Genomic DNA, 23201 nt, shown 5'->3' with positions numbered 1-23201 from the left:
ATCGCGATCACGAATGCGTGGAATGTGGATGGCGGCGGCCCCCGGTAACGCCGCCTTAGCCATGGTCGGATCGAGCGCCGCCGTCGCGGCCCGGCGAAAGGTTTGCTTAGAGCGCCGCACCGGAAAAGAGGGGACCATTCGTCAGAACGAAGCCGATGCGTACCCCCGAAGGCGAACGGAACTGGATGCGGGAAGGATCGCTGTCGGCGCAATGGCTTGCGCTGGCCCTGCGCGTCCGCTCCGCCCGGAGCTGGATCATCCTCGGCGTGCTTGCGCCGATCGGGATGCTGGTGCTCTCGGCCCTCATGCTGCTCGAACTTCGCCAGGACGCTTGGGACAAGGCCGAGCAGACGTCGAAGAACCTGCTTCAGGTGATCGAGCGTGACATCGCTCGCAACGTCGAGATCATCGATCTGTCCCTGCAGGGCGTCACCGACAACCTCAAGGCGGCTGGACTGGCGGAGATCAGCCCGTCCCTGCGCCGCCTCGCCCTGTTCGATCGTGCCGCGACCGCCCGCGACATGGGGGTCATGCTCGTTGTCGACGAGAACGGCGACAGCATCATCGATGCGAACTCTGACACGCCCCGCCGGCTCAACAGTGCCGACCGCAGTTATTTCCAGGATCACAAGACGCATGCCGACCTCGGCCTGCACATCAGCCGGCCCTTGATATCGCGTCTGCTCGGCGAACCGGTCATCGTATTGAGCCGGCGCATCGACAAGCCGGATGGTAGCTTCGGCGGCGTCGTGTTGGCGAGCCTGAAACTGTCCTATTTCAGCCGCTTGTTCGCCCGGATCGGGCTTGGTCGCGAAGGCGGGATCAACCTCTATCTGCGGGATGGCACCCGCGTGATGCGGTACCCTTCCGTTGAGGGCGATATCGGTGCGAACATCGCCGGTGCCCCAACCTTCCAGAATTTCGTAGTCAAGCGCGACGGCAGCTTCAAGGGCGTCTCCGTCCGCGACGGCGTCGAGCGGTACTACGCCTTCACCCAGGTCGGCGATTTGCCGCTCGTTCTCAATGTCGCCCTCGGAACGCGGGAGATTGAGGCGGAGTGGCGGGAGAAGGCGGCCGTCATCGGCTTCGCGGTTCTCGCCCTGTGTGGATTGACGGTTCTGCTCTCGCTCCTGTTCGGGCGGGAACTGCGCCGCAGTGCGGCCATGCAGGTCGAACTGGCTCGCCTCGCCCAGACCGACGTTCTGACCGGCCTACCGAACCGGCGATGCTTCGAAACGGTCTTCGCTCAAAGCTTGGAGACGTCCCGGAATACGGGCCGCCCGCTCGCGCTCATCCTGATCGATGCCGACCACTTCAAGCGCTACAATGATCGCTACGGCCACGCGGTCGGCGACGCCGTGCTCAAGGGGCTCGCGGCCAGCTTGGGCGCCAGCGTTCGGCGACCGGGCGACCTCGTCGCCCGCATCGGCGGAGAGGAGTTCGCGGTTCTGCTGCCGGGGACGGACCGTAACGGCGCGACCCGCATCGCCGAGGCGATTCACCATGCGATCGCTGGATTTGCCGTACCCTCCGCCGGCATCGCTCCCCGAACGGTCACCGTGAGTCTCGGCCTCGCCGTGCGTTCCGGCAAGGCAAGCGCCGAGGATCTCTACCGGCGGGCCGACGCGGCGCTCTACGAGGCCAAGGCGGGCGGGCGGAATCAGACCCGATATGCGGCCTGACGAAGCGACACGGTCGGCCGCATTAGGCAGAGCTTGATCGTCACCGCCGCCCCGACTCGGCCACCCGCGCACCGATATCGTGCGGGCGCGGGTGGAGTGCTGCGCTTACGGGCAGGGGTGGCGGGCGCCGTCGTTGCCGAGATAGGTGCCGCTGCGCGCGTCGTAGGAGCGGAAGCGGCGGGCGCAGGCCGCCACAGCCTCCGGATCGCCGCCGCCCTGGACCACGACGGGCGCGGCCTGGGCCTGTGAGTTGGCGATGGCACCACCGAGGATGGCACCGGCCGCGAGGCCCGCGACACCGGCGCCGACGGCGGCTCCGACGCCCTGACCGCGGCGATAGCCCCGACCGTAGCCGTAGCGGCGGTGCCCATAATGGCGGTGGCCGTAGCGGCGGTACTGGACATAGTCGGTCGGCAGATCGCCCCGAACCAGGGCCTCCACTGGGCTCTGAGGCGCGGATCCAGCCAAAGCCGGCGTGCCGACGAGCAGAGCGGTCATGGCAGCGAGGGCGAAGGTCGATTTCATCGGTTTGAATGCTCCATCGGTCGTTGAGCCTCAGTTCGAAACGGGAGCGCCGGCCGGTACGAACGGCCGGCGCTCCATTCTCTGACAACGTGCGAAGCGGGTACCCGCGTCCGGCGGCGGGGAGGCCGCCGGATCGGGGCCGGACCGACGGTTCAGTCGCGAACGGTCAGGGAAGCCGGCTTCGGCGCGGCGAGAAGCCCGCCGATGAAGGCGGCGATGGCGCCGAGGATCAGCGCGATCGCGGCGTAGAGGGCGCCCTGGGTCGCGACGGATTTGGCGGTCTTGGCTGCCTCTTCCGCCTGCTTCTTGGCGGTGGCGACCGCCTGCTCGTACTGCTTCTGGTAGTCCTGGACCTGCTGGCGCGCCTGATCGACCGGGATGTTCTGCGCCTTGGCGAGCGCGTCGGCAGCGCGCGTCTCCGCCTGCTGCTTGTCGGCGGCGTCGCCCGAGAGCAGGGCACGCACGGCCGAGACGGCAGCATCGCGGGCTGCCTGCGGGTCCTGGCCGGCGGCCTGATCCTTCACCCGCCGCTCGATCTGATCGAGCGGGTTGGAGACCTTGGTCAGCGAGGGAGCGGCGGCCTGCGCTGCGGTCTGAATCGTTCCGCCGACGAGGTTGCCGGCTCCGCCGAGGGCCGAGCCCACCGTGCTGACGGCGCTGCCGACGATGCCGCTGGCGGCGGAGGTCAGCAGGTAGAGGACGACGAGGGTGGTGACGACCCACGACACGAAGCCGTGCAGCCCGGCGACGCCGCGCAGCGGCTTGCCGGAGAGGCGACCGGCGATCAGGCCGCCGACCAAGGAGGCGATGACCCCGGAGGCGACGAACCACGCGCCGGCCCCGAGGGAGAAGTTCGACGCCGTCGGGTTCTCGGCCGTGTCGAGGCCGACCGAGGCGAGGCCGGCGGCGACGCCTCCGAGGTTGATGACGACCTGCGTCACCAGCGCCGTCGCGGCACCTGCGAAGACGGCGCCCCAGGAGACCTGATTGAGGGCGACGGTCTCGTGGGCGAGGCTCCGCGTGCCGTCGATGGGCGATGGTTGGAAGCCGGAAGGATAGGACACTCTGGTACTCCGAGTCTGGGGCCGTTCGAAGAGGAAGGGGGCAGGCGTCAGTTGCGCCCGCGCACGAGAAGGCCGAGGCCGAAGCCGACGAGGCCGGCAATGAGGAGGGACGTGTGCGGCCACTCGACCGAGCGCTCGTGTCCATCCTGCAGGGAGCGGCGGCCGCGATCGTAGAGGTCCTCGGCGGTGTCGTAGGCCTCGTCCGCAGCGTGCCGCGCGGCGTCCTTGGCCTGACCGTAGACGTTCTCCACCCGGCCCGCGGCCTCGCGCAGGCGGCCCTCAGCCGAATCGTCGCGGGAGCCGGTCAGATCTCCGATCGCGCCCTGAAGCTTTCCGCCCAACTCCCGGGCGGCGCCGGTGATCCTGTTGCCATCGACCATGGTCGCATTCCTCGCTCGAAAAGTCCTCGTCGTGTCGCCTTTCGGGGGGCGGACCGACGTTCGTTGCCGGTCGTGAGCTTGACCGGGCAGCGGTGCACGAACGAGTTGCGAACACTGTGGTTCCGCGGCCGCACTGCGAATCCTGTGTCACAATCGCGCCAGGTCTCCCGCTTCTTTTCAAAGAATGCCGTCGCGGGAAGTGTTCGGATCACCGCAGGATCGCGTTCAAGGACGGTTCAACAGATTTGCCCTACGTGTCGGGATAGGGCGCGGCGCCCCGCCGCCCCGAGATGTCGGGAGATCGACATGCGTTCGTCTCTGCTGCGCACCATCACCGTTCTGATCGGGCTTGCTGCCGCCCCGGCCCTGGCACAGGCGCCGAGTCCGGCCGCGCCATCCCCCACCACGAAGCCGCCGGCCAGCGCCCCCGCAACCGCGCCGGCCGCCACACCCTCCGCGGCCGCCAAGGCGGATGCGAAGGCGGATGCGAAGGCAGAATTGATCGACATCAACTCGGCCAGCGCCGAGGAGCTGAGCCGGCTCAAGGGCATCGGCGAGGCCCGCTCGGCGGCCATCGTCAAGGGCCGTCCCTATCGCGGCAAGGACGAACTGGTCCGCAAGAAGATCGTGCCGGAAGCGGTTTATGCCGGCATCAAGGACCAGATCATCGCCAAGCAGAAGTAGCGTTTCATCCGCCGGTGGATCGGCGGAGCTATCGGGACGGCGCGCGCGGTGCTACGCGCGGGTCGTCCCGCTCTTCGAACACGCTTGAACCCACGATGGCCGCCGCCCCTTCCCGGATCCGCCTCCACCACGGCGACCTGCCGCCCGATTTCGAGCCGGGCGAGGCGATCGCGATCGATACCGAGACGCTGGGGCTCAACCCGCATCGCGATCGGCTCTGCGTCGTGCAGGTGTCCCGCGGCGACGGCAGCGCCGATGTGGTGCAGATCCGGCCCGGCGACCCGGCGCCGGAACGGCTCATGGCGGTCCTGGCCGATGCCGGCGTCGTCAAGATTTTCCACTTCGCCCGGTTCGATCTCGCGGTGCTGTTCAACGCCTTCGGCGTCATGCCGGCGCCGGTCTATTGCACGAAGATCGCCTCGAAGCTCGCCCGCACCTACACCGACCGTCACGGCCTCAAGGACGTCGTGCGCGAACTCGTGGGCGTCGATCTCTCCAAGCAGCAGCAATCGTCCGACTGGGGCGCGGGTACCCTGAGCCAGGCGCAGATCGACTACGCGGCGTCCGACGTCCTCCATCTGCATGCCGCCCGCGAGCGTCTCGATGCCATGCTGACCCGCGAGGGCCGCACCGAGATGGCGCGGGCCTGTTTCGACTTCCTGCCGACCCGATCCAAGCTCGATCTCGCCGGCTGGCCGGAAGTCGACATCTTCGCCCACGCCTGAGACCCAAGGGCCCTCCAAGGTCAGGGCTGATCCGGCGAAGTAGAGAGCATCTGAGCGAGCCGCGTCACTGCGGTACCGGGAGCGATGCCGGCCGGCAACGCCGCGCAGGAAGCATGTCGGGATGCGAAGTTTCATGCCGCTTTCGGTGCGAGGGCGCACGCGGGTGCCGTTGATCATTTCGCGAAGACGAGGCCATAACTTTGCCACCGCACCGGGGCATCCGGCCGGCGGGGCGCGACCGCAAGCGCGCCGATCCTTCAGGAACGCGATGCAGGCGGCCGACACCATCCAGGGGGAGACGGATCTCCTCGCGCTAGCCGCGAACGAGAACGCGCGTCGCAAGCGGGCGCATGGGCGCGCGCGACGGCACAGCGCGCAGGTCCGGACGCTGCGCCGGGTTATCCCGGTCACCGCCGGCATCGCGGTGCTGGCGCTTGCTGCGATCGTGCTCTGGAGCCCGCTCACGGGCAGCATTCCCAACGTCTCCTTCGGCCCGATCAGCGTTTCTGGCACGAAAGTGACGATGGAGAATCCGCGCCTGTCCGGCTTCCGCAAAGGCGAGCGTGGCTACGAAGTGGTCGCCGACGCGGCGCAGCAGGACGTGCGCAAGCCCAGCATCATCGAGCTTCAGGCCATGAAGGGCCATGTCGCCACCGACGACAAGGGCGGCCGTGCGTATCTGCAGGCGAAGGGCGGCGTGTTCGATTCCACCCGCGAATCGCTCAACCTCGAGAACGATATCCGGCTCTGGACCGACAAGGGCGAGGAGGTTCGCCTCTCGGTCGCCACCGTCGATTTCAAGACCGGCAGCCTTCGCTCGTCCAAGGCCGTCACCGTTACGGTGCCGTCGGGCTCCATCGTGGCCGACACCCTCGACGTGGTTGAGAACGGCCGCGTCGTCTCCTTCGTCGGCCGCGTGCACGCGGTGTTCCACGGTGACGAGGCCGATAAGGAGAACGGGGCCAAGGTCGCCTTGCGGACGGATTCGGAGCGCATCCACACCTCCGCTGCGGAACCCACGCGATGACCCCGCGTCTCGGCCCGGCGCTGGCCGCCGGCCTCGCTCTCCTCCTGGCGCAGTCCGCGACCGCGGCTCCGACCAAGGAGACGGCAAAGGAGAAGCCCGCCGCGCTCGGCACCGTCGGCGGCGGCAAGGGGCCGATCAAGATCGACGCCGACCGGCTCGACGTGTTCGACAAGGAAAACAAGGCGATCTTCGCCGGCAACGTCGTGGCGGTGCAGGGCGAGAGCACGATCCGCTGCTCGGCGATGACGGTCCACTACAAGCGCGACAAGGACAAGGACTCGAACAAGGACGCGGCGAAGTCGGAGGCAGAAGCCGCCGAGGACGCGAAGGCCAAGGCGGCGCTCGGCGGCAACGGCATCCGCAAGGTCGAATGCGCCGGCCCCGTGACCGTCGCGCAGAAGGATCAGATCGCCACCGGCGACAACGCCGTGTTCGATCAAGAGGCCAAGCGCATCGTGCTGACCGGCAACGTCGTGCTCAGCCAGTGCCAGAACGTCACCCGTGGCTCGCGCCTCGTCTACGATATGGCGAGCGGCCGGGCCAACATGGACCCGGTGGCCGGCGGACGCGTCTCGGCGATGTTCGTGCCGGGCGAGGCCGGCCAGGCGAAGGGCAGTCAGCCGAAGGGCTGCACCCAGCCGGCCATCGCGGCCAAGCCCGGTGCCAAGGGGGCCGACAAGGGTGCCGAGAAGCCGACCGTCAAGACGCGGGCGCAGGCGAACTGACGGTGACGGGGGCCGGAATGCCTGCGGGCGTGCCGCTTCGCGCGGTCGCCGAGCCGAGGCCGGCGAGCTGGGGCCGCAAAGCCTCGTGGTTCGGCCGCTTTCTCGGGCGTGGTGGATCGGCGCCGCAGCCGGCGCCCGGCGGCGTGCTCGCCGAGGGCGGCGGTCCGGGCGTGCTGCACGTGCGCGGCCTTCGCAAGAGCTACGGCGCGCGCACCGTGGTCCACGAGGCCGGGCTCACCGTCCATAACGGCGAGGCGGTGGGGCTGCTGGGCCCCAACGGCGCCGGCAAGACCACGATCTTCTACATGATCACCGGCCTCGTCCCCGCCGACCGCGGCTTCATCAGCCTCGACGGGATGGAGATCACCCACCTGCCGATGTACCAGCGGGCCCGGCTCGGCATCGGCTACCTGCCGCAGGAAGCCTCGATCTTCCGCGGGCTCTCGGTCGAGGACAACATCCGCGCCGTGCTCGAAGTGGCCGAGCCGGACCGCAAGGCCCGCGAGCGCAAGCTCGACTCCCTGCTCGAAGAGTTCGACATCGCGCGCCTGCGCAAGTCGCCCTCCATCGCGCTCTCGGGCGGCGAGCGCCGCCGCTGCGAGATCGCCCGGGCGCTTGCCTCCTCGCCGACCTTCATGCTGCTCGACGAGCCCTTCGCCGGTATCGATCCGATTGCCGTCGGCGACATCCAGGATCTCGTGAAGCACCTGAAGCAGCGCGGCATCGGCGTGCTCATCACCGACCACAATGTCCGCGAGACGCTCGGCCTGATCGACCGCGCCTACATCGCCCATTCCGGCCGCATCCTCACCGAGGGCACGCCCGAGCAGATCGTGGCCAACGAGGACGCTCGCCGGCTCTATCTCGGCGAGGATTTCCGGCTTTAGGTCGGGGCGGCGGGCGAAGATAAGGCCGGACTCGGCGACCAGAGGCCGGGGCGGCATTCCTCCCTCCCGGTGACGGACCGTAGCGCTACGCAGGCTCAGGTCGGTTCTCGCAGAGGGCTGCCTTGTCTGACGATGTCATATCAGGGGCCTGATGGGTCCTTCGCACGCCGGCCGGGCCGTGGAGACATCTTCCCCTCGTTCGCCGCAAAGGACGGCCCGAAGCGAGTTTTCGCCGGTGCGGTAACGACCGCTGAACCATGCTCACCGCTGCCGTCTTGCCAGAAACACTTTCTTCGCACGCCCCTGGCAAATGCAGGTGTGGCGATGAGCCAGTGCTCACCAGTAGAATCGGCTGGGGGCGGCTTGCCTCTGTTGCTCGGCTACCGCGGTGCGAGAATTTGGGTGACGGGCGGACAAACCGCTTTGACGTCTCGAACCGATGGCGCTAGATCTATCAAAGGAGAAGCAAAGAACGTGCCGAGTTCGATGCGGCTCGTCCGCGGGCTGCGATTTTTCAATGATTTCTGAAGGTTGGGCGTCGCGATGAGTCTGCTCCAGCGGCTCGAGATGCGCCAGGGTCAGGCCCTGGTGATGACACCGCAACTGCTGCAGGCGATCAAGCTTCTGCAGCTCTCGCAGCTCGATCTCTCGGCTTACGTCGATGCCGAACTGGAGCGCAATCCGCTTCTGGAGCGCTCCGAATCCGAGGGGGAGCCCGAGCGCGAGGCGCCGGAGGCTTCGGGCGACGGCGAGTACGACGGGGGCGACGGGTCGGAGCCTGAGGGATGGCTCGGCTCCGAGATGACCCAGAGCCGCAGCGAGATCGAGGGCGACCTCGACACGCGCCTCGACAACGTGTTCGCCGACGAGAATCCCACTCCGCGCGAGACCGGAACCGGGGACATGCTCTCGCTGACCCCGGCGCCTTACGGCAATGCCGGCGGCAGCTTCGACGGGGAGCTTCCCGATTTCGAGGCGACGCTGACCGCCGAGACGAGCCTGCGCGAGCACCTCGCCGCACAGCTCGACCTCGCGACGCAAAATCCGTCCGACCGGCTGATCGGCAGCTTCCTCATCGATGCGGTGGACGATGCGGGCTACCTGCGCGAGGACATCGACGGCGTGGCCGAGCGGCTCGGCGCCTCGCTCGATGATGTCGCCCGCATCTTGAAACTGGTCCAAACCTTCGATCCGCCGGGCGTAGCCGCCCGCGACCTCGCCGAATGCCTCGCGATCCAGCTTCGCGAGCAGGATCGGTTCGATCCGGCGATGCAGGCGCTGGTCTCGCGCCTCGATCTCGTGGCCAAGCGCGACTTCCCGGCCCTGCGCCGCCTCTGCGGCGTGGACGACGAAGATCTCGTCGAGATGCTGTCCGAGATCCGCCGCCTCGACCCCAAGCCCGGCCGCGCCTTCGGCGCCCACGCGGTCGAGGTGCTGATCCCCGACGTGTTCGTTCGCCCCGCGCCGGACGGCTCCTGGCTCGTCGAGCTGAACTCCGAGGCGCTGCCGCGGGTGCTGGTCAACCAGAGCTACTACGCGCGCGTCTCGAAGGGGGCGGTGGCGGACGGTGACAAGGCATTCCTGTCCGAGTGCCTGCAGACGGCGAACTGGCTTACCCGAAGCCTGGAACAGCGGGCGCGCACCATCCTCAAGGTCGCCACCGAGATCGTCCGCCAGCAGGACGCCTTCTTCCTGCACGGTGTCGCCCACCTGCGTCCGCTCAACCTCAAGACGGTCGCCGAGGCGATCGGCATGCACGAATCGACCGTCTCCCGCGTCACCTCTAACAAGTCGATCGGCACCAGCCGCGGCACCCTGGAGATGAAGTACTTTTTCACCGCCGCGATCCCCGGCGCGGCCGGTGCCGCCTCCCATTCCTCGGAATCCGTGCGGCACCGCATCAAGCAGTTGGTCGATGCGGAAGCCGCCGATGTCTTGTCCGACGACGCGTTGGTGCAGCGGCTGCGCGATGAGGGCATCGACATCGCCCGCCGTACTGTCGCCAAGTATCGGGAGTCGCTGCGGATCCCCTCGTCGATCGAGCGCCGCCGGGAGAAGATGGCCACGGCCGCCCGCTGACCCTGGTCGCGTCGTCAGGTGTGAAAGCCTTGCGCCGGCTCGCCTTCGCGTTTGACTTGCCCCGTCCCCCTTTCTAACTCTCGATGTCCCGGGACGAAGAGCGGAGACGTCGATGGCAGGTTTGCGGGTGACGGGGCATGGCCTCGATCTCGGTACGGCCCTGCGAGGCCGGGTCGAGGACCGCATGGCGGCGACCCTCGCGAAGTATCTCGATCCGCATATGAGCACCAGTTGCACGGGGCACGTGACCCTGCGGCGCGATGGGCCGGCATACCGAACCGATTGCGTGCTGCATCTGGTCACCGGGCTGACGCTGGAAGCCTCGGGTGCGGCGCACGACGTTCATGCGAGCTTCGAGCAGACCGCCGACAAGCTCGAAAAGCGCCTGCGCCGCTACAAGCACAAGCTGAAGGATCACGGCGCGCCGAGCCACAACGGGGCCGACATCGAGGCGGCCTACGCCGTCTTCGCCGCGCCCGACGACGAGGTGGACGAGGAGCCGCTCGACGCCGAGGCGGAGGAGGGGGCGCACCCCCCGGTGGTGGCCGAGAGCACGCGCACGCTCAAGCGCCAATCCGTCAGCGAGGCGGTCACCGCCCTCGACATGACCGGCGCCCCGGTCGTCGTCTTCGTTCACGCTGGCACCGGGCGCATCAACGTCGTATATCGGCGCAGTGACGGTGCGATCGGGTGGGTCGATCCGCCCGGCGAGCGGGACTGAGAAAGAGGCTCGTCTCAAATCCACTCGGACGGGAAGTTCGGGGTCCTTCACGAAGCTCCGGAGACCGGCGCCGGGAACGGTTTCCGGGATCCGGACAGGCTCGTAAGGCGCTCCATGCCGGGGACGTCGGATCTCGGCAGTCGTGCATGGGAACGCGGGATCGCTGGATGGATCCCGCCCACGAGGCGTTTAGTTTTCATGCCGATGCTCGAATTTCTGAACCCGGACTCGGTCGTTTCTTCCTTGCGCGTGCGGGACAAAAAGCACGTCCTGCAGGAACTGGCCGCCCATGCGGTTCGCCACCTCCCGCACCTGTCCGAGCGCGACGTCTTCGAAACCCTGCTCCACCGTGAGCGCCTCGGCTCCACCGGGATCGGCGACGGCGTGGCGATCCCCCACGGCAAGCTCCCCCAACTCGACCGGCTGTTCGGTCTCGTCGCCCGGCTGGATAAGCCCGTGGATTTCGACGCCCTCGACGGCCAACCCATCGACGTCGCTTTTCTCCTGCTCGCTCCCGAGGGCGCGGGGGCCGACCACTTGAAGGCGCTGGCCCAGGTCGCCCGACTCCTGCGCGAGCCCGGCATGCTGGAGCGCATCCGCAGCGCCCGCGACGCGACCGCCCTCTATGCCCTGCTGGCCAACGGCCCGACGACGCAGGCCGCCTGACATGGCCGTGTCTTCTCCGAGCGCCGCCCTTGGCGCCGGCCTCGTTCTGGCGGCGCTCCTCGCTCCCGGCAGCCTGCGCGCGGAAGGCGAGGCGGCCTGTGCCCGCGACGTGCTCGTTGCGGGCTCGATGCAGCGGCAGGCGATCGAGCAGCTCGAAGGCGGCGGCGAGGACGAGGCGAGCCTCTGCCGCGTCTGGCGCCGCCATGTCGAGACCATGCGCCGGATCGCCGGCGTCTACGGTCGCTGCCTGTCCGGCCCCGAACGGACCGAGCGCCTGACCCAGGTCCAGACCTCGGAAAAGGAATTCTCGGGCCTCCTGCGCAGCCGCTGCCGCGGGATGTGAAGCGCCGCGCCGTCATGCGAAGCTCGATTGCCCCGCGGTGAGATCGAGCGCGGCTGTTCGTGCCGCGCAATTCGTGCATGATCGGTGCAACCGCCCGTGAGCCCTTTCCGGGCCCCTCCGGCTCAGGAAGCTGATCGCGCGTGCCTGCCTTTCCCTTCACCGCCATCGTCGCCCAGGAGGAGATGAAGCGGGCGCTCCTGATCGCGGCGGTCGATCCGTCCGTCGGCGGCGTCCTCGTCTTCGGCGACCGGGGCACCGGCAAGTCCACCGCGGTGCGGGCGCTCGCGGCGCTGCTGCCGAAGATCCGGGCGGTCGCCGGCTGCCCTTATTCCTGCTCGCCCGACAGCCCGGCCGAGGCCTGCCCGCACTGCGTGCGCGGACGCGGCAAGAGCCACCAGATCCCGGTGCCGGTGGTCGACCTGCCGCTCGGCGCCACCGAGGACCGGGTGGTCGGCGCGCTCGATCTGGAGCGGGCGCTGACCAAGGGGGAAAAGGCGTTCGAGCCGGGCCTGCTGGCGCGGGCCAACCGCGGCTTCCTCTACATCGACGAGGCGAACCTGCTGGAGGATCATCTCGTGGACCTCCTGCTCGACGTGGCGGCCTCGGGCGTCAACACCGTCGAGCGCGAGGGCCTGTCGCTTCGCCATCCGGCCCGCTTCGTCCTCGTCGGCAGCGGCAACCCGGAGGAGGGGGAGTTGCGTCCGCAGCTTCTCGACCGCTTCGGTCTCGCCTGCGAGGTGACGACGCCGACCGACATCGCCACCCGCATCGAGGTCGTGCGGCGGCGCGACGCCTACGAGCGCGACGGCGAGGCGTTCTGTGCTGCGCAAGCCAAGGCGGAGAAGGCGCTCCAGAAGACGATCTTGGCCGCGCGGGAGCGGCTGGGCGGCGTGAGCGTGCCCGATGATGTGCTTGAAAATGCGGCCCGGCTCTGCCTCGCGCTCGGCACCGACGGCCTGCGCGGCGAACTCACGCTGATGCGCACCGCCCGGGCGCTCGCCGCCCTCGACGGGGCCGAGACGGTGTCCGTCGCGCATCTCAGGCAGGTTGCGCCGAGTGCGCTCCGCCACCGCCTGCGCCGCAACCCCCTCGACGAGTCGGGCTCCACGGCGCGCGTGGCGCGGGCCGTGGAGGAGGTGTTGGGACCGGGCTGAGCCTCAGTCGTCCTGGTCGATGTCCTTGTCGAGGACCGTCTTCGATTCGACCGTGGTGTCGGCCTTGAGCTGGTAGACCAGGGGGATGCCGGTGGCGATCTCGAGGCTGGCGATGGTCTTGGTGGTCATGCCGTCGAGGACCATGACCAGGGCCCGCAGCGAGTTGCCGTGGGCCGCGACCAGCACCCGCTCGCCCGACATGACGCGCGGCAGGATCGTCTGGATGTAATAGGGCAGCACCCGTGCGGCGGTGTCCTTGAGGCTCTCGCCGCCGGGCGGGGGCACGTCGTAGGAGCGGCGCCACTCGTGAACCTGCGCGTCGCCCCAGCGCTCGCGGGCATCGTCCTTGTTGAGGCCGGAGAGGTCGCCGTAGTCGCGCTCGTTCAATGCCTCGTTGCGGATCGTCTCCAGGCCCCCCTGGCCCATCTCCTCGAGGATCAGCGAACAGGTGTTCTGGGCGCGCCGCAGGTTCGAGGTGAAAGCCACGTCGAATTGCGTGCCCTGGCCCTTGAGCCAGCGCCCGGCGCGGCGGGCCTCGTCGATCCCGAGCTCCGTCAGCTCCGGGTCGCGCCAGCCGGTGAACAGCTTCTTCAGGTTCCATTCGCTCTGGCCATGCCGAGCGAGGACGAGCAGGCGCTCCATGGGACGGGTCTCTCCGGAGAAGGGGACGGGGCGGCCGCACGGCGCCTCGCGATCTTGGGCGGGCCTCTATCAGACGCGGCGGCCCCTCCCAAGCCTAAGCCTGACGTTCCGTTGGATTCGTTATTCGTACGTGAGTCTAGTCGCGAAGCCCCAGCACGTCGTCCATGCCGTAGAGGCCCGGCGGCTTGTCGAAGGCCCATTGCGCCGCCCGTACGGCACCGCGGGCGAAGATGGCCCGGTCCTCGGCGTGGTGCGAGAGCGTGATCCGCTCCGAGGGGCCGGCGAAGATCACGCTGTGGTCGCCGACCACCGAGCCGCCGCGCAGAGTCGCGAAACCGATATCGCCGGGCCGGCGCGCGCCGGTATGGCCGTCGCGGGTCGAGACGCGAGTCTCGGTCAGAGACACGTCCCGGCCTTCCGCCGCCGCCTCGCCGAGCAGCAGGGCCGTGCCGGAGGGGGCATCGACCTTCATGCGGTGGTGCATCTCCAGCACCTCGATGTCGAATTCCGGGCCCAGCGTGGCGGCGACCTTGCGCACGAGGCCGGCCAGCAGGTTGACGCCGAGCGACATGTTGCCCGAGCGCACGATGCGGGCATGGTAGCTCGCCGCCTTCAGCCGCGTCAGGTCGTCCTCGGATAGTCCCGTGGTGCCGACGACGTGGACGATGCGGGCCTGTGCGGCGAGTTCGGCGAAGGCGACCGTCGCGGCGGGGGCGGTGAAGTCCAGAACCCCGTCGGCGGCTACGAACTGCGACAGGGGGTCGTCGCTCACCGGCACGCCGAGTTCGCCGAGGCCGGCCAGGATCCCCGCATCCTGGCCGATGACGGCCGAGCCCGCGCGCTCGACGGCGCCGTGCAGCGTGCAGCCCTCGGCCTCCGCGACCGCACGGATCAGCATCCGCCCCATGCGCCCTTCGGCGCCCACAACGACGAGCTTCATCATGATCGACTCTTCGCTCCGATGAATGGCCGGCTCACCCGGCGCTGATCGCACGGGTGGGGGCCGGTGACCTGTCTATACCCGCTGCGCCGCGATTAGCGGCCCCAGCACATCCGATACGCCGCTGACGGTGATCTGCGTGCCGACGCAGAGCAGCAGGAAGGCCGACAGACGCCCGAGCACCCGTGCCCGCACCGATCCGATCAGGGTCACGACCCGGTCCGCCGAGCCGTAGGCAAGACGGATCACCCCGGCGATGGCCAGGGCCGCCAGGGAGGCGCCCAGGAAGAAGCCGGCGAGGTCGCCGGGCTCGGAGGGGCGGTTCGCGCCGAGCGCGATGGCGACGGCAATGGTTCCGGGCCCGGTGGTGAAGGGCAAGGTGAGCGGGAAGAACGCGACCTCGGCGAGGTTTTCGCCGGTCTCCGGCTCGGTCTCGACCTCGGCATGCTTGCGGGCCTCCCGCGCCTCGGGGGCGGTGAGCATGGTCCAAGCGAAGGCCGCCACGAACAGGCCGCCGGCGATGCGCAGGGCCGCCAGCGACACGCCGAAGAAGTTGAGGATCGGGGCGCCGGCCCAGAGGGCGGCCAGCATGACGAGGGCGGCGTAGAAGCCGATCCGCCGCGACAGCTCCGCCCGCTCGGCCTGTGAGCGGTCGGAGGTGATCTGCGCGAACATCAGCGCGGAGCCGACCGGGTTCACGATCGAGAACAGGCTGGACAGCGCGAGCAGGAAGCTCGTCAGCACGGTTTCGAAGCCAACGGATGGCAGCATGCTCGCTCGGCTCGACAAGGGGAGGGAAACGCGCCGGCTTTAGCCCGGCTGTCCGGCGGGCACCAGCACCCGCGCCGGCACGCGGCTTTCCAGCCGGCGCACCTGCCGCACGGCAATCGGCCGGTAAAGCTGCTTCGTCGCGTCCACGACGTGCAGGCCGGCGAACGGCATGGCGAGGCCGGTGCCGAACCGCTCCCAGGCTGCGGCGGTGCGGAGCCAGAACCGGCTGCGGATCGGCGGCATGTAGAGCGTCTCGGCCCAGCCCTCCGGCGAGAACAGCGTGTCGCGCATCAGCCGCGAGAGCTGCGACCGGCTGTAGGGCTGGCCGTGGCCGAACGGCGTCGCGTCGCGCCGCGCCCAGACGCCGGTACGGTTGGGCACGACGAGGATCAGGCGTCCGCCCGGTGTCAGCACCCGCCACACTTCGGCGAGCAGCTCGCTCGGGCTTTCCACCGCTTCGAGGCCGTGGACGAGGATGACGCGATCGACCGCCGCCTCGGGCAGGGGCAGCATGGTGAGGTCGGCCAAAGCCGTCACCGAGCGCCCGCTGGAGGGCCAGTTCACGACCCCCTGCGTCGCCGGCATGAAGGCCAGCGTCCGCTCGGCAATGACGTGGACGGGGCCGAGATAGGGCGTAACGTAGCCGAGACCGAGCACGCGCAGCCCCGAGACGGAGCCGAGGAAGCCGTGGATCGTCCGGCCGACGACACGGTGCGTGACGACGCCGAGCGGACTGGCGTAGAACGCGCGTAGGTCCGTGACGTCGAGGCGCATCGGATGGGGTGCCGGCACGGCCGGTTGTCCTCCGCAGGGCTGATTCCGCATCAATGGGGATCGCGCAGACGTCAGGCAAGCGTGGCGGCGTCTCCGATGCCGGAACCGTCGCCGCCATGCAACGGTTCCTCGCCGAGGTTTGCAGTGCGCGTCCCGGCGCCGATCTCCCTCGGCGGCCTTAACCCCGTGACCGCCCGGGCGGAGAAATCAGTTTTCGCGAAAGGTCTTCGATGACGAGAGCAGCCCCCGAAATCCGCACCTTCCTGTGCCGGAGCGACAATATCGGCGTGCTGATCCGCGATCCCGCCAGCGGCGCCTGCGCCGCCATCGACGTGCCGGAGGCCGGGCCCGTGCTTGCCGCCTTCGACGCGGAGGGCTGGCAACTCACCGACATTCTCGTCACCCACCGCCACGGCGACCATATCGAGGGGATCCCCGAGGTGGTGGAGCGCACCGGCGCGCGGGTGACCGTGCCGGAGAAGGCACGCGGGGCGGTGCCGGGCGCCGCCCGCACCGTCAAGGAGGGCGACACGGTGACGGTCGGCGGTCTCACCGCCGCGGTCTGGGAAACGCCGGGGCATTGCGCCGACCACGTGACCTACCATTTCGCCGATGCCGGCGTGGTGTTCTCGGGCGACACCCTGTTCACCCTTGGCTGCGGCCGGGTGATGGAGGCCGAGCCCGAGACGCTCTGGCGCTCCCTCAGCCGCTTCCTCGACCTGCCCGACGCGACCGCGGTCTATAGCGGTCACGATTACGTTCTCTCGAACGGCCGCTTCGCCCTGGCCGCCGATCCGGACAACGCCGATCTGAAGGAGCGCGTGGCCGAAGCCGAGCGGCTGGCCGAGCAGGGCCGCTTCCTGATCCCGTCGACCATCGGCGAGGAGAAGGCGACGAATCCGTTCCTGCGCGTGGGCCAGCCGGTGCTCGCCCGCTCGGCTGGACTTGAGCCGGGCTCCGACCCGGCGGCGGTGTTCACCGCGCTGCGGGCCTGGAAGAACCGATTCTGAGAATCGGGCGAGGGGCAACGCACGGCTCTCTCTCGAAGCCTGACGCGGCGGAGCTGGCCGTCGCTGACGGAGGCCGGCACGGAACCGGGGTGATCGCGGTCGAGCGATAGCCTCGGGGTCCGGTGGACGATCCCTTGACCGCGCCGCCTGTGCTCCGCCAGACCTTGCCTTCGAGCCTCCGGCGTGTGATCGAAACCCACGGTTTGCGCATCGCAACACGACCCGCTCGTCCGCGTATCCTCGGCGAAAGGCCGGTTCCCTTGCCCACCCTGTTCCGTTTCCTCGCCACGATCGCGATCCTCGCGGGCCTCGTCTTCGCCGGGATGTTCGCACTGGCGACCTTCGTTGAGCCGACGCCGCGGGAGATCAGCGTCACCATTCCCCCAGCGAAGCTCCAGCCGGGCGGGCGATGAACGCGGACGGTTCCGCGCTGCCAGGCGGAGCGGAGGATCCGGGTCAGCTCTTTCTCGACATGCTCGCCGCCGAACGCGGTGCGGCAGCCAACACCCTGGCCGCCTATCGGCGCGACCTCGACGACTATCTCGGCTACCTCGTGCAAGCCGGGATCGATCCGGAGGAGGCGCAGGCCGATCAGGTTCGCGCCTACATCGCCTCCCTCGAGCCGCGCGGACTGAAGGCGTCGTCGGCCGCCCGGCGCCTCTCCTGCATCCGCGGCTTCCACCGCTTCCTCTACGCGGAGGGCCATTCCGAAACCGATCCGACCGCACCGGTCGCAGCCCCCCGGCGCGCCAAGGGCCTGCCGAAGGTCCTGTCGGTGGCGGAGGTCGATCGCCTGCTCGCGACGGCGCGGGACCGGGTTGAGGCCGCGGGCGACGACCGGGCCGAGGCCCGTTCGGCCGCGCGAATGCTCTGCCTGCTCGAACTCCTCTACGCCACGGGCTTGCGCGTTTCGGAACTCGTGGCCCTGCCGCGCTCGGCCGCCGCCACCCGCGAGCGCTACCTCGTGGTCAAGGGCAAGGGCGGACGCGAGCGCCTCGTGCCGCTCACCGACCTCGCCCGCGAAGCCATGCGCGCCCACGTTGCGTACCTCACCGCGGAGGGGGCCTGGCTGTTTCCCGCCGAGAGCGAGAGCGGACATCTCACCCGGCAGGCCTTCGCCCGCGACCTCAAGACCGCCGCCGCTGCGGCGGGCCTGCGGGCCGACCGGGTGAGCCCGCACGTCCTGCGCCACGCCTTCGCCAGCCACCTGCTCCAGAACGGCGCGGATTTGCGCATCGTCCAGGAGTTGCTGGGGCATGCCGACATTTCGACCACGCAGATCTACACGCACGTCCTCGATGAACGGTTGAAGGGCATGGTGCGCGATCTTCACCCCCTCAACGACCGGGGCGAACAGGTCGGGGTGAGCAATGTTTCCCCTAAAGAACCGTATTAAAGTGTACATTGTTGGGTCTTGATGGATAGGGCAATGGAATTTCGAAAATCTGCCTAATAAGCGCTCGGCGATGCTGTTGACATCGAAGTCGCTCTCAGACCAATCTTGAGACCACTAGGATGAGGGGAGGCGGCGCAGCGGTCCGTATGGGCCGGTGCCAGGGATACGATGCGCCTCGATCTCTCGACGCTTCTCTTCATGACGGTCGCCGTCACCTTCGTGGTGGGCGTGCTGTTCCTGTTGTCGTGGAGCCAGACCCGACGCGAGCGCTCCCTGGCGGTCTGGGGCATCGCCCACATCGTCGGCAGTGGCGCGTCGCTGATGCTGGGCCTGCGGGGGCAGATCCCGGACAGCCTGTCCATCGGCCTCGCCAACGCGGTGATGATCGGCGGCTATGGGTTGATCTGGAGCGGCGTGCGCGCCTTCGAGGGCCGCCCGTTGCGGCTCGGCTGGGTCTTGGCCGGCGCGGTGACCTGGCTCGCGGCCTGCTTGATCCCTGCCTTCTTCGAGTCGCTCGCCGCCCGCGTCAGCCTCGCCTCGATCCTCGCCGGGCTCTACTGCGCCTCCGGCGCACGCCTGATCTGGCAGGGCCGCAGCGAGCCCCTGGTCTCCCGTTATCCGGCGCTGGTGTTGCTGGCCACCTATGCCGGCCTCTATTGGATCCGCATACCGTTGGCGTTCGCCATGCCGATGCCGATACCGGCCTCGGTCGCGATCGCCTCGCCGTGGATCGCCATCCTCTGCTTTGCCGGCACGCTGTTCTCGGTCGCAATCGCCTTCGTGTTCATGGCGCTGACCAAGGAGCGGGCTGAGCGTGAACAGCGGCTCGCAGCCGAGACCGATTCGCTCACGGGGATCGCCAACCGCCGCGCTCTGGTCGCCGGCGCCGAGCGGCGCCTCGCCGTCGCACCGGCTGCGCTGCTCCTGTTCGACCTCGACCACTTCAAGGCGATCAACGACCGCTACGGCCACAGCGTCGGCGACGCGGCTTTGGCCGCTTTCTGCCATGTCGCCGACCCTCTGCTGCCGCCCGGGGCGGTGTTCGGGCGGATGGGCGGCGAGGAATTCGCGTGCCTGCTGCCACGGCTCGACGAGCGGGCGGCCTTGCGGGTCGCCGAGGATGTCCGGGCCGCGGTCGCGCGCTTCGTTCATCCGGATTATCCGGAACTCGCGATGCGCGTGAGCGTGGGCGTGGCGGTCGAAAGCCAGATCCGCGGCAGCCTGGATTACCTGCTGCGCCGGGCCGACGACGCCCTTTACCGCGCCAAGCATGCCGGACGCGACAGGGTGGTCGCCGCGGGCGAGGATCGCCTTCCCGTCGCCGAGACGGCGGGCCCGTGCATCGGCCTTCGCGCCACGGAAGGTCGACGGAGCCGGATGCGGTCGCCGTGAGCGTCACGCGCGCCGTCCACACCGATCTGCCTGCCATTCACCGAACCTGAACCGTGCTCCATCGACGGCGCGCCCCTTCGTGAGGCATCGTCACGTCCCGTGAGAGAGGGCGGTGGAACCGCTCCGGGGAGACGGTGACGATGCGGCGGCTGGCTCGGTGGATCATCCGTGGTGCCGCAGCTTGCGCCGTTGCCCTCGGCGCCCCGGCGATGGCTTCGGAGCCGGCCGAGAGCCGGATCGAAGCTCTGCTCGTCCGGATGACGCTTGAGGAAAAGGCCGGCCAGCTCAACCTGATCTCGCACGAGCCGGTCCTCGACCTCGATGCCTTCCGCCGCGGCGAGGTCGGGGCGGTCATCAACTTCAACAATGCCGGTCTCGTCGCGCAGGCCGACCGGCTCGCCCGCTCCTCGCGGCTCGGCATCCCGCTGCTCGTCGGACTCGACATCGTTCACGGCTACCGCACCATCTTCCCCCTGCCGCTCGCCATGGCCGCGAGCTTCGATGCCGGGCTCGTGCGCCGCGCCGCCGCCGCGCAGGCGCGCGAGTCGGCGGCGGTCGGCCTCAACTGGACCTTCTCGCCGATGGCGGACGTCGCCCGCGATCTGCGCTGGGGCCGGGTGGTCGAGGGCCTGGGCGAAGACCCGTGGCTGACGGGGCGGCTCACCGCCGCGCAGGTCGAGGGCTTTCGCGATGGCGGACTCGCGAGCACGCTCAAGCACTTCGTCGGCTACAGCGCCGTGCTCGGCGGGCGCGACTACGACGCCACCTTCGTGGCGCCCACCGAGTTGCACGACCTCCATCTGCCGCCGTTCCGCGAGGGCATCCGGGCCGGCGCCGACGCGGTGATGACGGCGCTGACCGCGCTGAACGGCCTGCCCACCACCGCAGACCCAGCGCTGATGACGGGTCTGCTGCGTCGACAGATGGGCTTTTCCGGCCTCGTCGTGGCCGATTGGCAGGCGATCGCCAGCCTGACGAAGCACGGTGTCGCCCGCGACGGGGCGGAGGCCGCGCGCAAGGCGCTGGCGGCGGGCGTCGACATGGACATGACGAGCGGGCTGTTTCTCCGCCACCTTCCCGAGGAGGTGCGGGCTGGGCGCGTTCCCGAATCTGCGGTCGATGCGGCGGTGCGCCGGGTGCTTCGGCTGAAGTTTGGACTCGGCCTGTTCGACCGTCCCGTGGCCGATCCGGACGGGGCGGAGGAAAAGCTTTTGCGCCCCGAGACCCGGAGGCTCGCCCGCGACGCGGCGCGGGCGAGCCTCGTCCTGCTCCAGAACCGCGAGGATCTGTTGCCGATCGACCCTGCCAAGGTGCGCCGCATCGCCGTCGTCGGTCCCTTCGCCGATTCCGCCTGGGATCAGGTCGGGCCGCACGAGGGCACGGGGCAGGAATGGGACGCGGTGACGATCCAGGCGGGCCTGCGCGAGCGCGCCGCCGCGGCGGGTGTCGCGATCGATTTCGCGCCGGGCTGCGGGCGCGTCTGCGACAACCGGGAGGGGTTTGCCGCCGCGGTCGAGGCGGCGGCCGGCGCCGACCTCGTCGTGGCGGTGATGGGCGAACCGCGGGACCGCTCGGGCGAGGGCTCGTCGAGCGCCACCCTCTCCTGGCCCGGCCTTCAGTACGATCTGCTCGCAGCGGTCGCCGGTGCCGGCAAGCCGGTCGCGCTCGTCGTGGTCGGGGGGCGCCCGACCGAACTCAGGGATGCCCTTGGGCAGGCGCAGGCGGTGCTGATGGCGTGGCTCTCGGGCACCGAGGGCGGGCCGGCGGTGGCCGAGACGCTGTTCGGCGACGCCAACCCGGCGGGTCGACTGCCGGTCTCATGGCCGCGCACGGTCGGGCAATTGCCGCTGACCTACGACACCCTGCCGGGCGGGCGCCCGCACATCCCCGGCTCGCGCTGGACCATGGGCTACGCCGACGAATCGCCGCTGCCGCTGTTCCCGTTCGGCTACGGCCTCTCCTATACCCGCTTCGCATATGGCGAGCCGGAGATCGTGACGCCGCGCGTCGGCGTCGGGGATCGCTACGATGCGGTGCTCGAGGTGCGCGCGTCGGTCACCAATTACGGCACGCGGCCGGGCCGGGCGGTGGCGCAGCTCTATCTCGGCCAACCGGTGGCGAGCCGCAGCCGGCCGAAGCGGCTGCTGAAGGGCGTTGCGCTCCTCGACCTTTCCTCGGGCGAGACCGGGGTCGCGAGCTTCCGCGTGCCGGCGCGCGACGTCGGCTACCACGAGCCGGACGGCACGCTCGTGGTCGAGGCCGGGACCTACCTCGCCCATGTCGGCGGTGATTCCCTCGCCACCCGCAGCGCCGGCTTCACCGTCGAGACCGGCTGGCGCGGGCCGCCGGGCAGCGACGAGGCGCGGCGCTGACGCGATTCAGCCGAAGGTCTTGCGCGGATCGAACGCGTCGCGCACCGCCTCGCCCGCGAAGACGAGCAAACTCAGCATCGTCGCCACCACGAAGAAGCCGGTGAGCCCGAGCCAGGGCGCGTTGATGTTGTCCTTGCCCTGCGCCAGCAGCTCACCGAGCGAGGGGGAGCCCGGCGGCAGGCCGAAGCCGAGATAGTCGAGCGAGGTTAGGGTCGTGACCGAGCCGTTGAGGATGAACGGCAGGAAGGTCAGCGTCGCCACCATGGCGTTGGGCAGAAGGTGGCGCGTCATGATGCGCACGTTCGACAGGCCGAGGGCGCGGGCCGCGCGCACGTATTCGAAATTCCGCGCGCGCAGGAATTCTGCGCGCACCACGCCGACCAGCGCCGTCCACGAGAACAGCGTGAGGATGCCGAGCAGGGTAAAGAAGCTCGGCACGAGGAAGGCCGACATGATGATGATGAGGTAGAGCGTCGGGATCGCGCCCCAGATCTCGATAATCCGTTGGAAGATCAGGTCGGTCCAGCCGCCGAAATAGCCCTGCACCGCCCCCGCGATCACGCCTATGACCGACGAGACGCCGGCGAGTACGAGGCCGAACAGGATCGAGATGCGGAAGCCGTAGATGACGCGCGCCAGCACGTCCCGCGTGGCGTTGTCGGTGCCCAGCCAGTGCCACTCGATGTCACGACAGCCGAGTTCGCGCCCCTCGGCCTTGACTCCCGCGCGCTCGGCGACCGGGCGGCACTCGTCGTCGCTCAGCATCCAGGTCGGCGGCGAGGGGGCCGGGGTCGGCAAGTCCCGCATGAATGTGTTGTCGGCGTAAGGGATGGGCGGCCAGAGCACCCAGCCGTTCTCCTCGATCTCCTTGCGCGTCTCGGGCGCCCGGTAATCGGTCTGGGCCAGGAAGCCGCCGAACTTCTCGTCCGGGTAATCGACCAGGACGGGAAACAGCCACTCGCCCTTGTACTGCATCACGATCGGGCGATCGTTGGCAATGAGTTCGGCGAACAGGCTCAGCACGAACAGCACGGCGAAGATCACCGCCGACCAATACCCGCGACGGTTGGCCCGGAAATTCGCGAGCCGCCGACGGTTGAGCGGCGACAGACCGCGGCGGGTGGCGGTCGGCAGAGGCTGCATCTGCGGCGCGTTGCCCGGCGCGGTGACGGGCACCGCATCGGGTACGGGTCGCAGGTGCTCGTTCATCGGCTCCAACCCTTACGCTCGGGCGGCCGATGC

24 protein-coding genes are annotated in these 23201 nt (G+C 69.4%); 16 read left to right on the top strand and 8 right to left on the bottom strand.

Going from position 1 to position 23201, the window contains the following annotated elements; translation table 11 throughout:
• The first annotated feature begins 155 nt into the window (after positions 1–155).
• Positions 156–1682, top strand: coding sequence for a sensor domain-containing diguanylate cyclase (locus J2W78_RS16740; RefSeq protein WP_253372298.1), 1527 nt, complete (start codon positions 156–158; stop codon positions 1680–1682).
• Positions 1683–1787: 105 nt separating this feature from the next.
• Here J2W78_RS16740 and J2W78_RS16735 read toward each other — a convergent pair whose 3' ends face one another.
• The 3 genes from J2W78_RS16735 to J2W78_RS16725 all read right to left on the bottom strand — a co-directional run bounded on the left by J2W78_RS16735 (position 1788) and on the right by J2W78_RS16725 (position 3651).
• Positions 1788–2207, bottom strand: a complete 420-nt coding sequence (locus J2W78_RS16735) for a BA14K family protein (protein WP_253372296.1) — start codon at positions 2205–2207, stop codon at positions 1788–1790.
• Positions 2208–2359: 152 nt separating this feature from the next.
• Positions 2360–3271, bottom strand: coding sequence for a PhnA-like protein (locus J2W78_RS16730; RefSeq protein ID WP_253372294.1), 912 nt, complete (start codon positions 3269–3271; stop codon positions 2360–2362).
• Positions 3272–3318: 47 nt separating this feature from the next.
• Positions 3319–3651 carry a CsbD family protein gene (locus J2W78_RS16725; RefSeq protein WP_253372292.1) on the bottom strand — a complete coding sequence of 111 codons (333 nt, stop codon included), beginning with the start codon at positions 3649–3651 and terminating at the stop codon, positions 3319–3321.
• A 306-nt stretch (positions 3652–3957) separates the two neighbouring features.
• Between J2W78_RS16725 and J2W78_RS16720 the strand changes: the two genes are divergently transcribed.
• The 10 genes from J2W78_RS16720 (at position 3958) to bchI (ending at position 12662) form a co-directional block, all read left to right on the top strand.
• Entirely contained in the window at positions 3958–4335 is a 378-nt protein-coding gene (locus J2W78_RS16720; protein ID WP_253372290.1) for a ComEA family DNA-binding protein, read from the top strand.
• A 95-nt stretch (positions 4336–4430) separates the two neighbouring features.
• Complete coding sequence (locus J2W78_RS16715) at positions 4431–5060, top strand: ribonuclease D (protein ID WP_253372288.1); 630 nt, start codon at positions 4431–4433, stop codon at positions 5058–5060.
• Positions 5061–5328: 268 nt separating this feature from the next.
• Positions 5329–6087: a lipopolysaccharide-assembly, LptC-related protein gene (locus J2W78_RS16710; RefSeq protein ID WP_253372286.1), complete on the top strand. Its 759-nt coding sequence runs from the start codon at positions 5329–5331 to the stop codon at positions 6085–6087.
• The gene (locus J2W78_RS16705) at positions 6084–6812 is read left to right on the top strand and encodes an LptA/OstA family protein (RefSeq protein WP_253372284.1); all 729 of its coding nucleotides are present in this window, start codon (positions 6084–6086) and stop codon (positions 6810–6812) included. The genes J2W78_RS16710 and J2W78_RS16705 overlap by 4 nt, the downstream gene beginning before the upstream one ends.
• Positions 6813–6829: 17 nt before the next feature.
• Positions 6830–7699 (top strand): LPS export ABC transporter ATP-binding protein, encoded by an 870-nt coding sequence (gene lptB / locus J2W78_RS16700; RefSeq protein ID WP_253374069.1) that lies wholly within the window; start codon positions 6830–6832, stop codon positions 7697–7699.
• Between the two features lie 543 nt (positions 7700–8242).
• Complete coding sequence (rpoN, locus tag J2W78_RS16695; protein WP_253372283.1) at positions 8243–9778, top strand: RNA polymerase factor sigma-54; 1536 nt, start codon at positions 8243–8245, stop codon at positions 9776–9778.
• A gap of 112 nt (positions 9779–9890) precedes the next feature.
• The gene (hpf, locus tag J2W78_RS16690; RefSeq protein WP_253372282.1) at positions 9891–10499 is read left to right on the top strand and encodes a ribosome hibernation-promoting factor, HPF/YfiA family; all 609 of its coding nucleotides are present in this window, start codon (positions 9891–9893) and stop codon (positions 10497–10499) included.
• A 198-nt stretch (positions 10500–10697) separates the two neighbouring features.
• Positions 10698–11165: a PTS IIA-like nitrogen regulatory protein PtsN gene (gene ptsN / locus J2W78_RS16685; protein ID WP_253372281.1), complete on the top strand. Its 468-nt coding sequence runs from the start codon at positions 10698–10700 to the stop codon at positions 11163–11165.
• A 1-nt stretch (position 11166) separates the two neighbouring features.
• Positions 11167–11508: a hypothetical protein gene (locus J2W78_RS16680; RefSeq protein WP_253372280.1), complete on the top strand. Its 342-nt coding sequence runs from the start codon at positions 11167–11169 to the stop codon at positions 11506–11508.
• Between the two features lie 140 nt (positions 11509–11648).
• The gene (bchI, locus tag J2W78_RS16675) at positions 11649–12662 is read left to right on the top strand and encodes a magnesium chelatase ATPase subunit I (protein ID WP_253372279.1); all 1014 of its coding nucleotides are present in this window, start codon (positions 11649–11651) and stop codon (positions 12660–12662) included.
• A 3-nt stretch (positions 12663–12665) separates the two neighbouring features.
• On the opposite strand, the gene J2W78_RS16670 is transcribed toward bchI, so the two are convergent.
• The 4 genes from J2W78_RS16670 to J2W78_RS16655 form a co-directional block, all read right to left on the bottom strand.
• The gene (locus tag J2W78_RS16670; RefSeq protein WP_253372278.1) at positions 12666–13304 is read right to left on the bottom strand and encodes a 2,3-bisphosphoglycerate-dependent phosphoglycerate mutase; all 639 of its coding nucleotides are present in this window, start codon (positions 13302–13304) and stop codon (positions 12666–12668) included.
• Positions 13305–13440: 136 nt separating this feature from the next.
• Positions 13441–14244 (bottom strand): 4-hydroxy-tetrahydrodipicolinate reductase, encoded by an 804-nt coding sequence (gene dapB / locus J2W78_RS16665; protein ID WP_253374068.1) that lies wholly within the window; start codon positions 14242–14244, stop codon positions 13441–13443.
• A gap of 75 nt (positions 14245–14319) precedes the next feature.
• A complete protein-coding gene (locus J2W78_RS16660) occupies positions 14320–15015 on the bottom strand; it encodes a MarC family protein (RefSeq protein WP_253372276.1) in 696 nt (231 codons plus the stop codon).
• Positions 15016–15054: 39 nt separating this feature from the next.
• Positions 15055–15789 (bottom strand): class I SAM-dependent methyltransferase, encoded by a 735-nt coding sequence (locus J2W78_RS16655; protein WP_056192650.1) that lies wholly within the window; start codon positions 15787–15789, stop codon positions 15055–15057.
• A 230-nt stretch (positions 15790–16019) separates the two neighbouring features.
• Here J2W78_RS16655 and gloB point away from each other — a divergent pair, with 230 nt between their 5' ends.
• The 5 genes from gloB to J2W78_RS16630 all read left to right on the top strand — a co-directional run bounded on the left by gloB (position 16020) and on the right by J2W78_RS16630 (position 21959).
• Positions 16020–16799: a hydroxyacylglutathione hydrolase gene (gene gloB / locus J2W78_RS16650; protein WP_253372274.1), complete on the top strand. Its 780-nt coding sequence runs from the start codon at positions 16020–16022 to the stop codon at positions 16797–16799.
• A 260-nt stretch (positions 16800–17059) separates the two neighbouring features.
• Positions 17060–17212 (top strand): histidine kinase, encoded by a 153-nt coding sequence (locus J2W78_RS16645; RefSeq protein WP_253372272.1) that lies wholly within the window; start codon positions 17060–17062, stop codon positions 17210–17212.
• Positions 17209–18195 carry a site-specific tyrosine recombinase XerD gene (locus tag J2W78_RS16640; RefSeq protein WP_253372270.1) on the top strand — a complete coding sequence of 329 codons (987 nt, stop codon included), beginning with the start codon at positions 17209–17211 and terminating at the stop codon, positions 18193–18195. Before J2W78_RS16645 ends, J2W78_RS16640 begins: the two co-directional genes overlap by 4 nt.
• 168 nt (positions 18196–18363) lie before the next feature.
• Positions 18364–19587, top strand: a complete 1224-nt coding sequence (locus J2W78_RS16635; RefSeq protein WP_253372268.1) for a GGDEF domain-containing protein — start codon at positions 18364–18366, stop codon at positions 19585–19587.
• A 209-nt stretch (positions 19588–19796) separates the two neighbouring features.
• Positions 19797–21959, top strand: a complete 2163-nt coding sequence (locus tag J2W78_RS16630; RefSeq protein ID WP_253372266.1) for a glycoside hydrolase family 3 N-terminal domain-containing protein — start codon at positions 19797–19799, stop codon at positions 21957–21959.
• 6 nt (positions 21960–21965) lie between these two features.
• Here the strand turns inward: J2W78_RS16630 and J2W78_RS16625 are convergent, their stop codons facing one another.
• Entirely contained in the window at positions 21966–23168 is a 1203-nt protein-coding gene (locus J2W78_RS16625; RefSeq protein WP_253372264.1) for an ABC transporter permease, read from the bottom strand.
• Between the last annotated feature and the right edge of the window lie 33 nt (positions 23169–23201).

This window comes from Methylorubrum extorquens (assembly GCF_024169925.1).
Taxonomy (GTDB): domain Bacteria; phylum Pseudomonadota; class Alphaproteobacteria; order Rhizobiales; family Beijerinckiaceae; genus Methylobacterium; species Methylobacterium extorquens_A.
The sequence above is the reverse complement of the archived record's forward strand: the minus strand, read 5'-3'. Positions and strand labels throughout refer to the sequence as shown.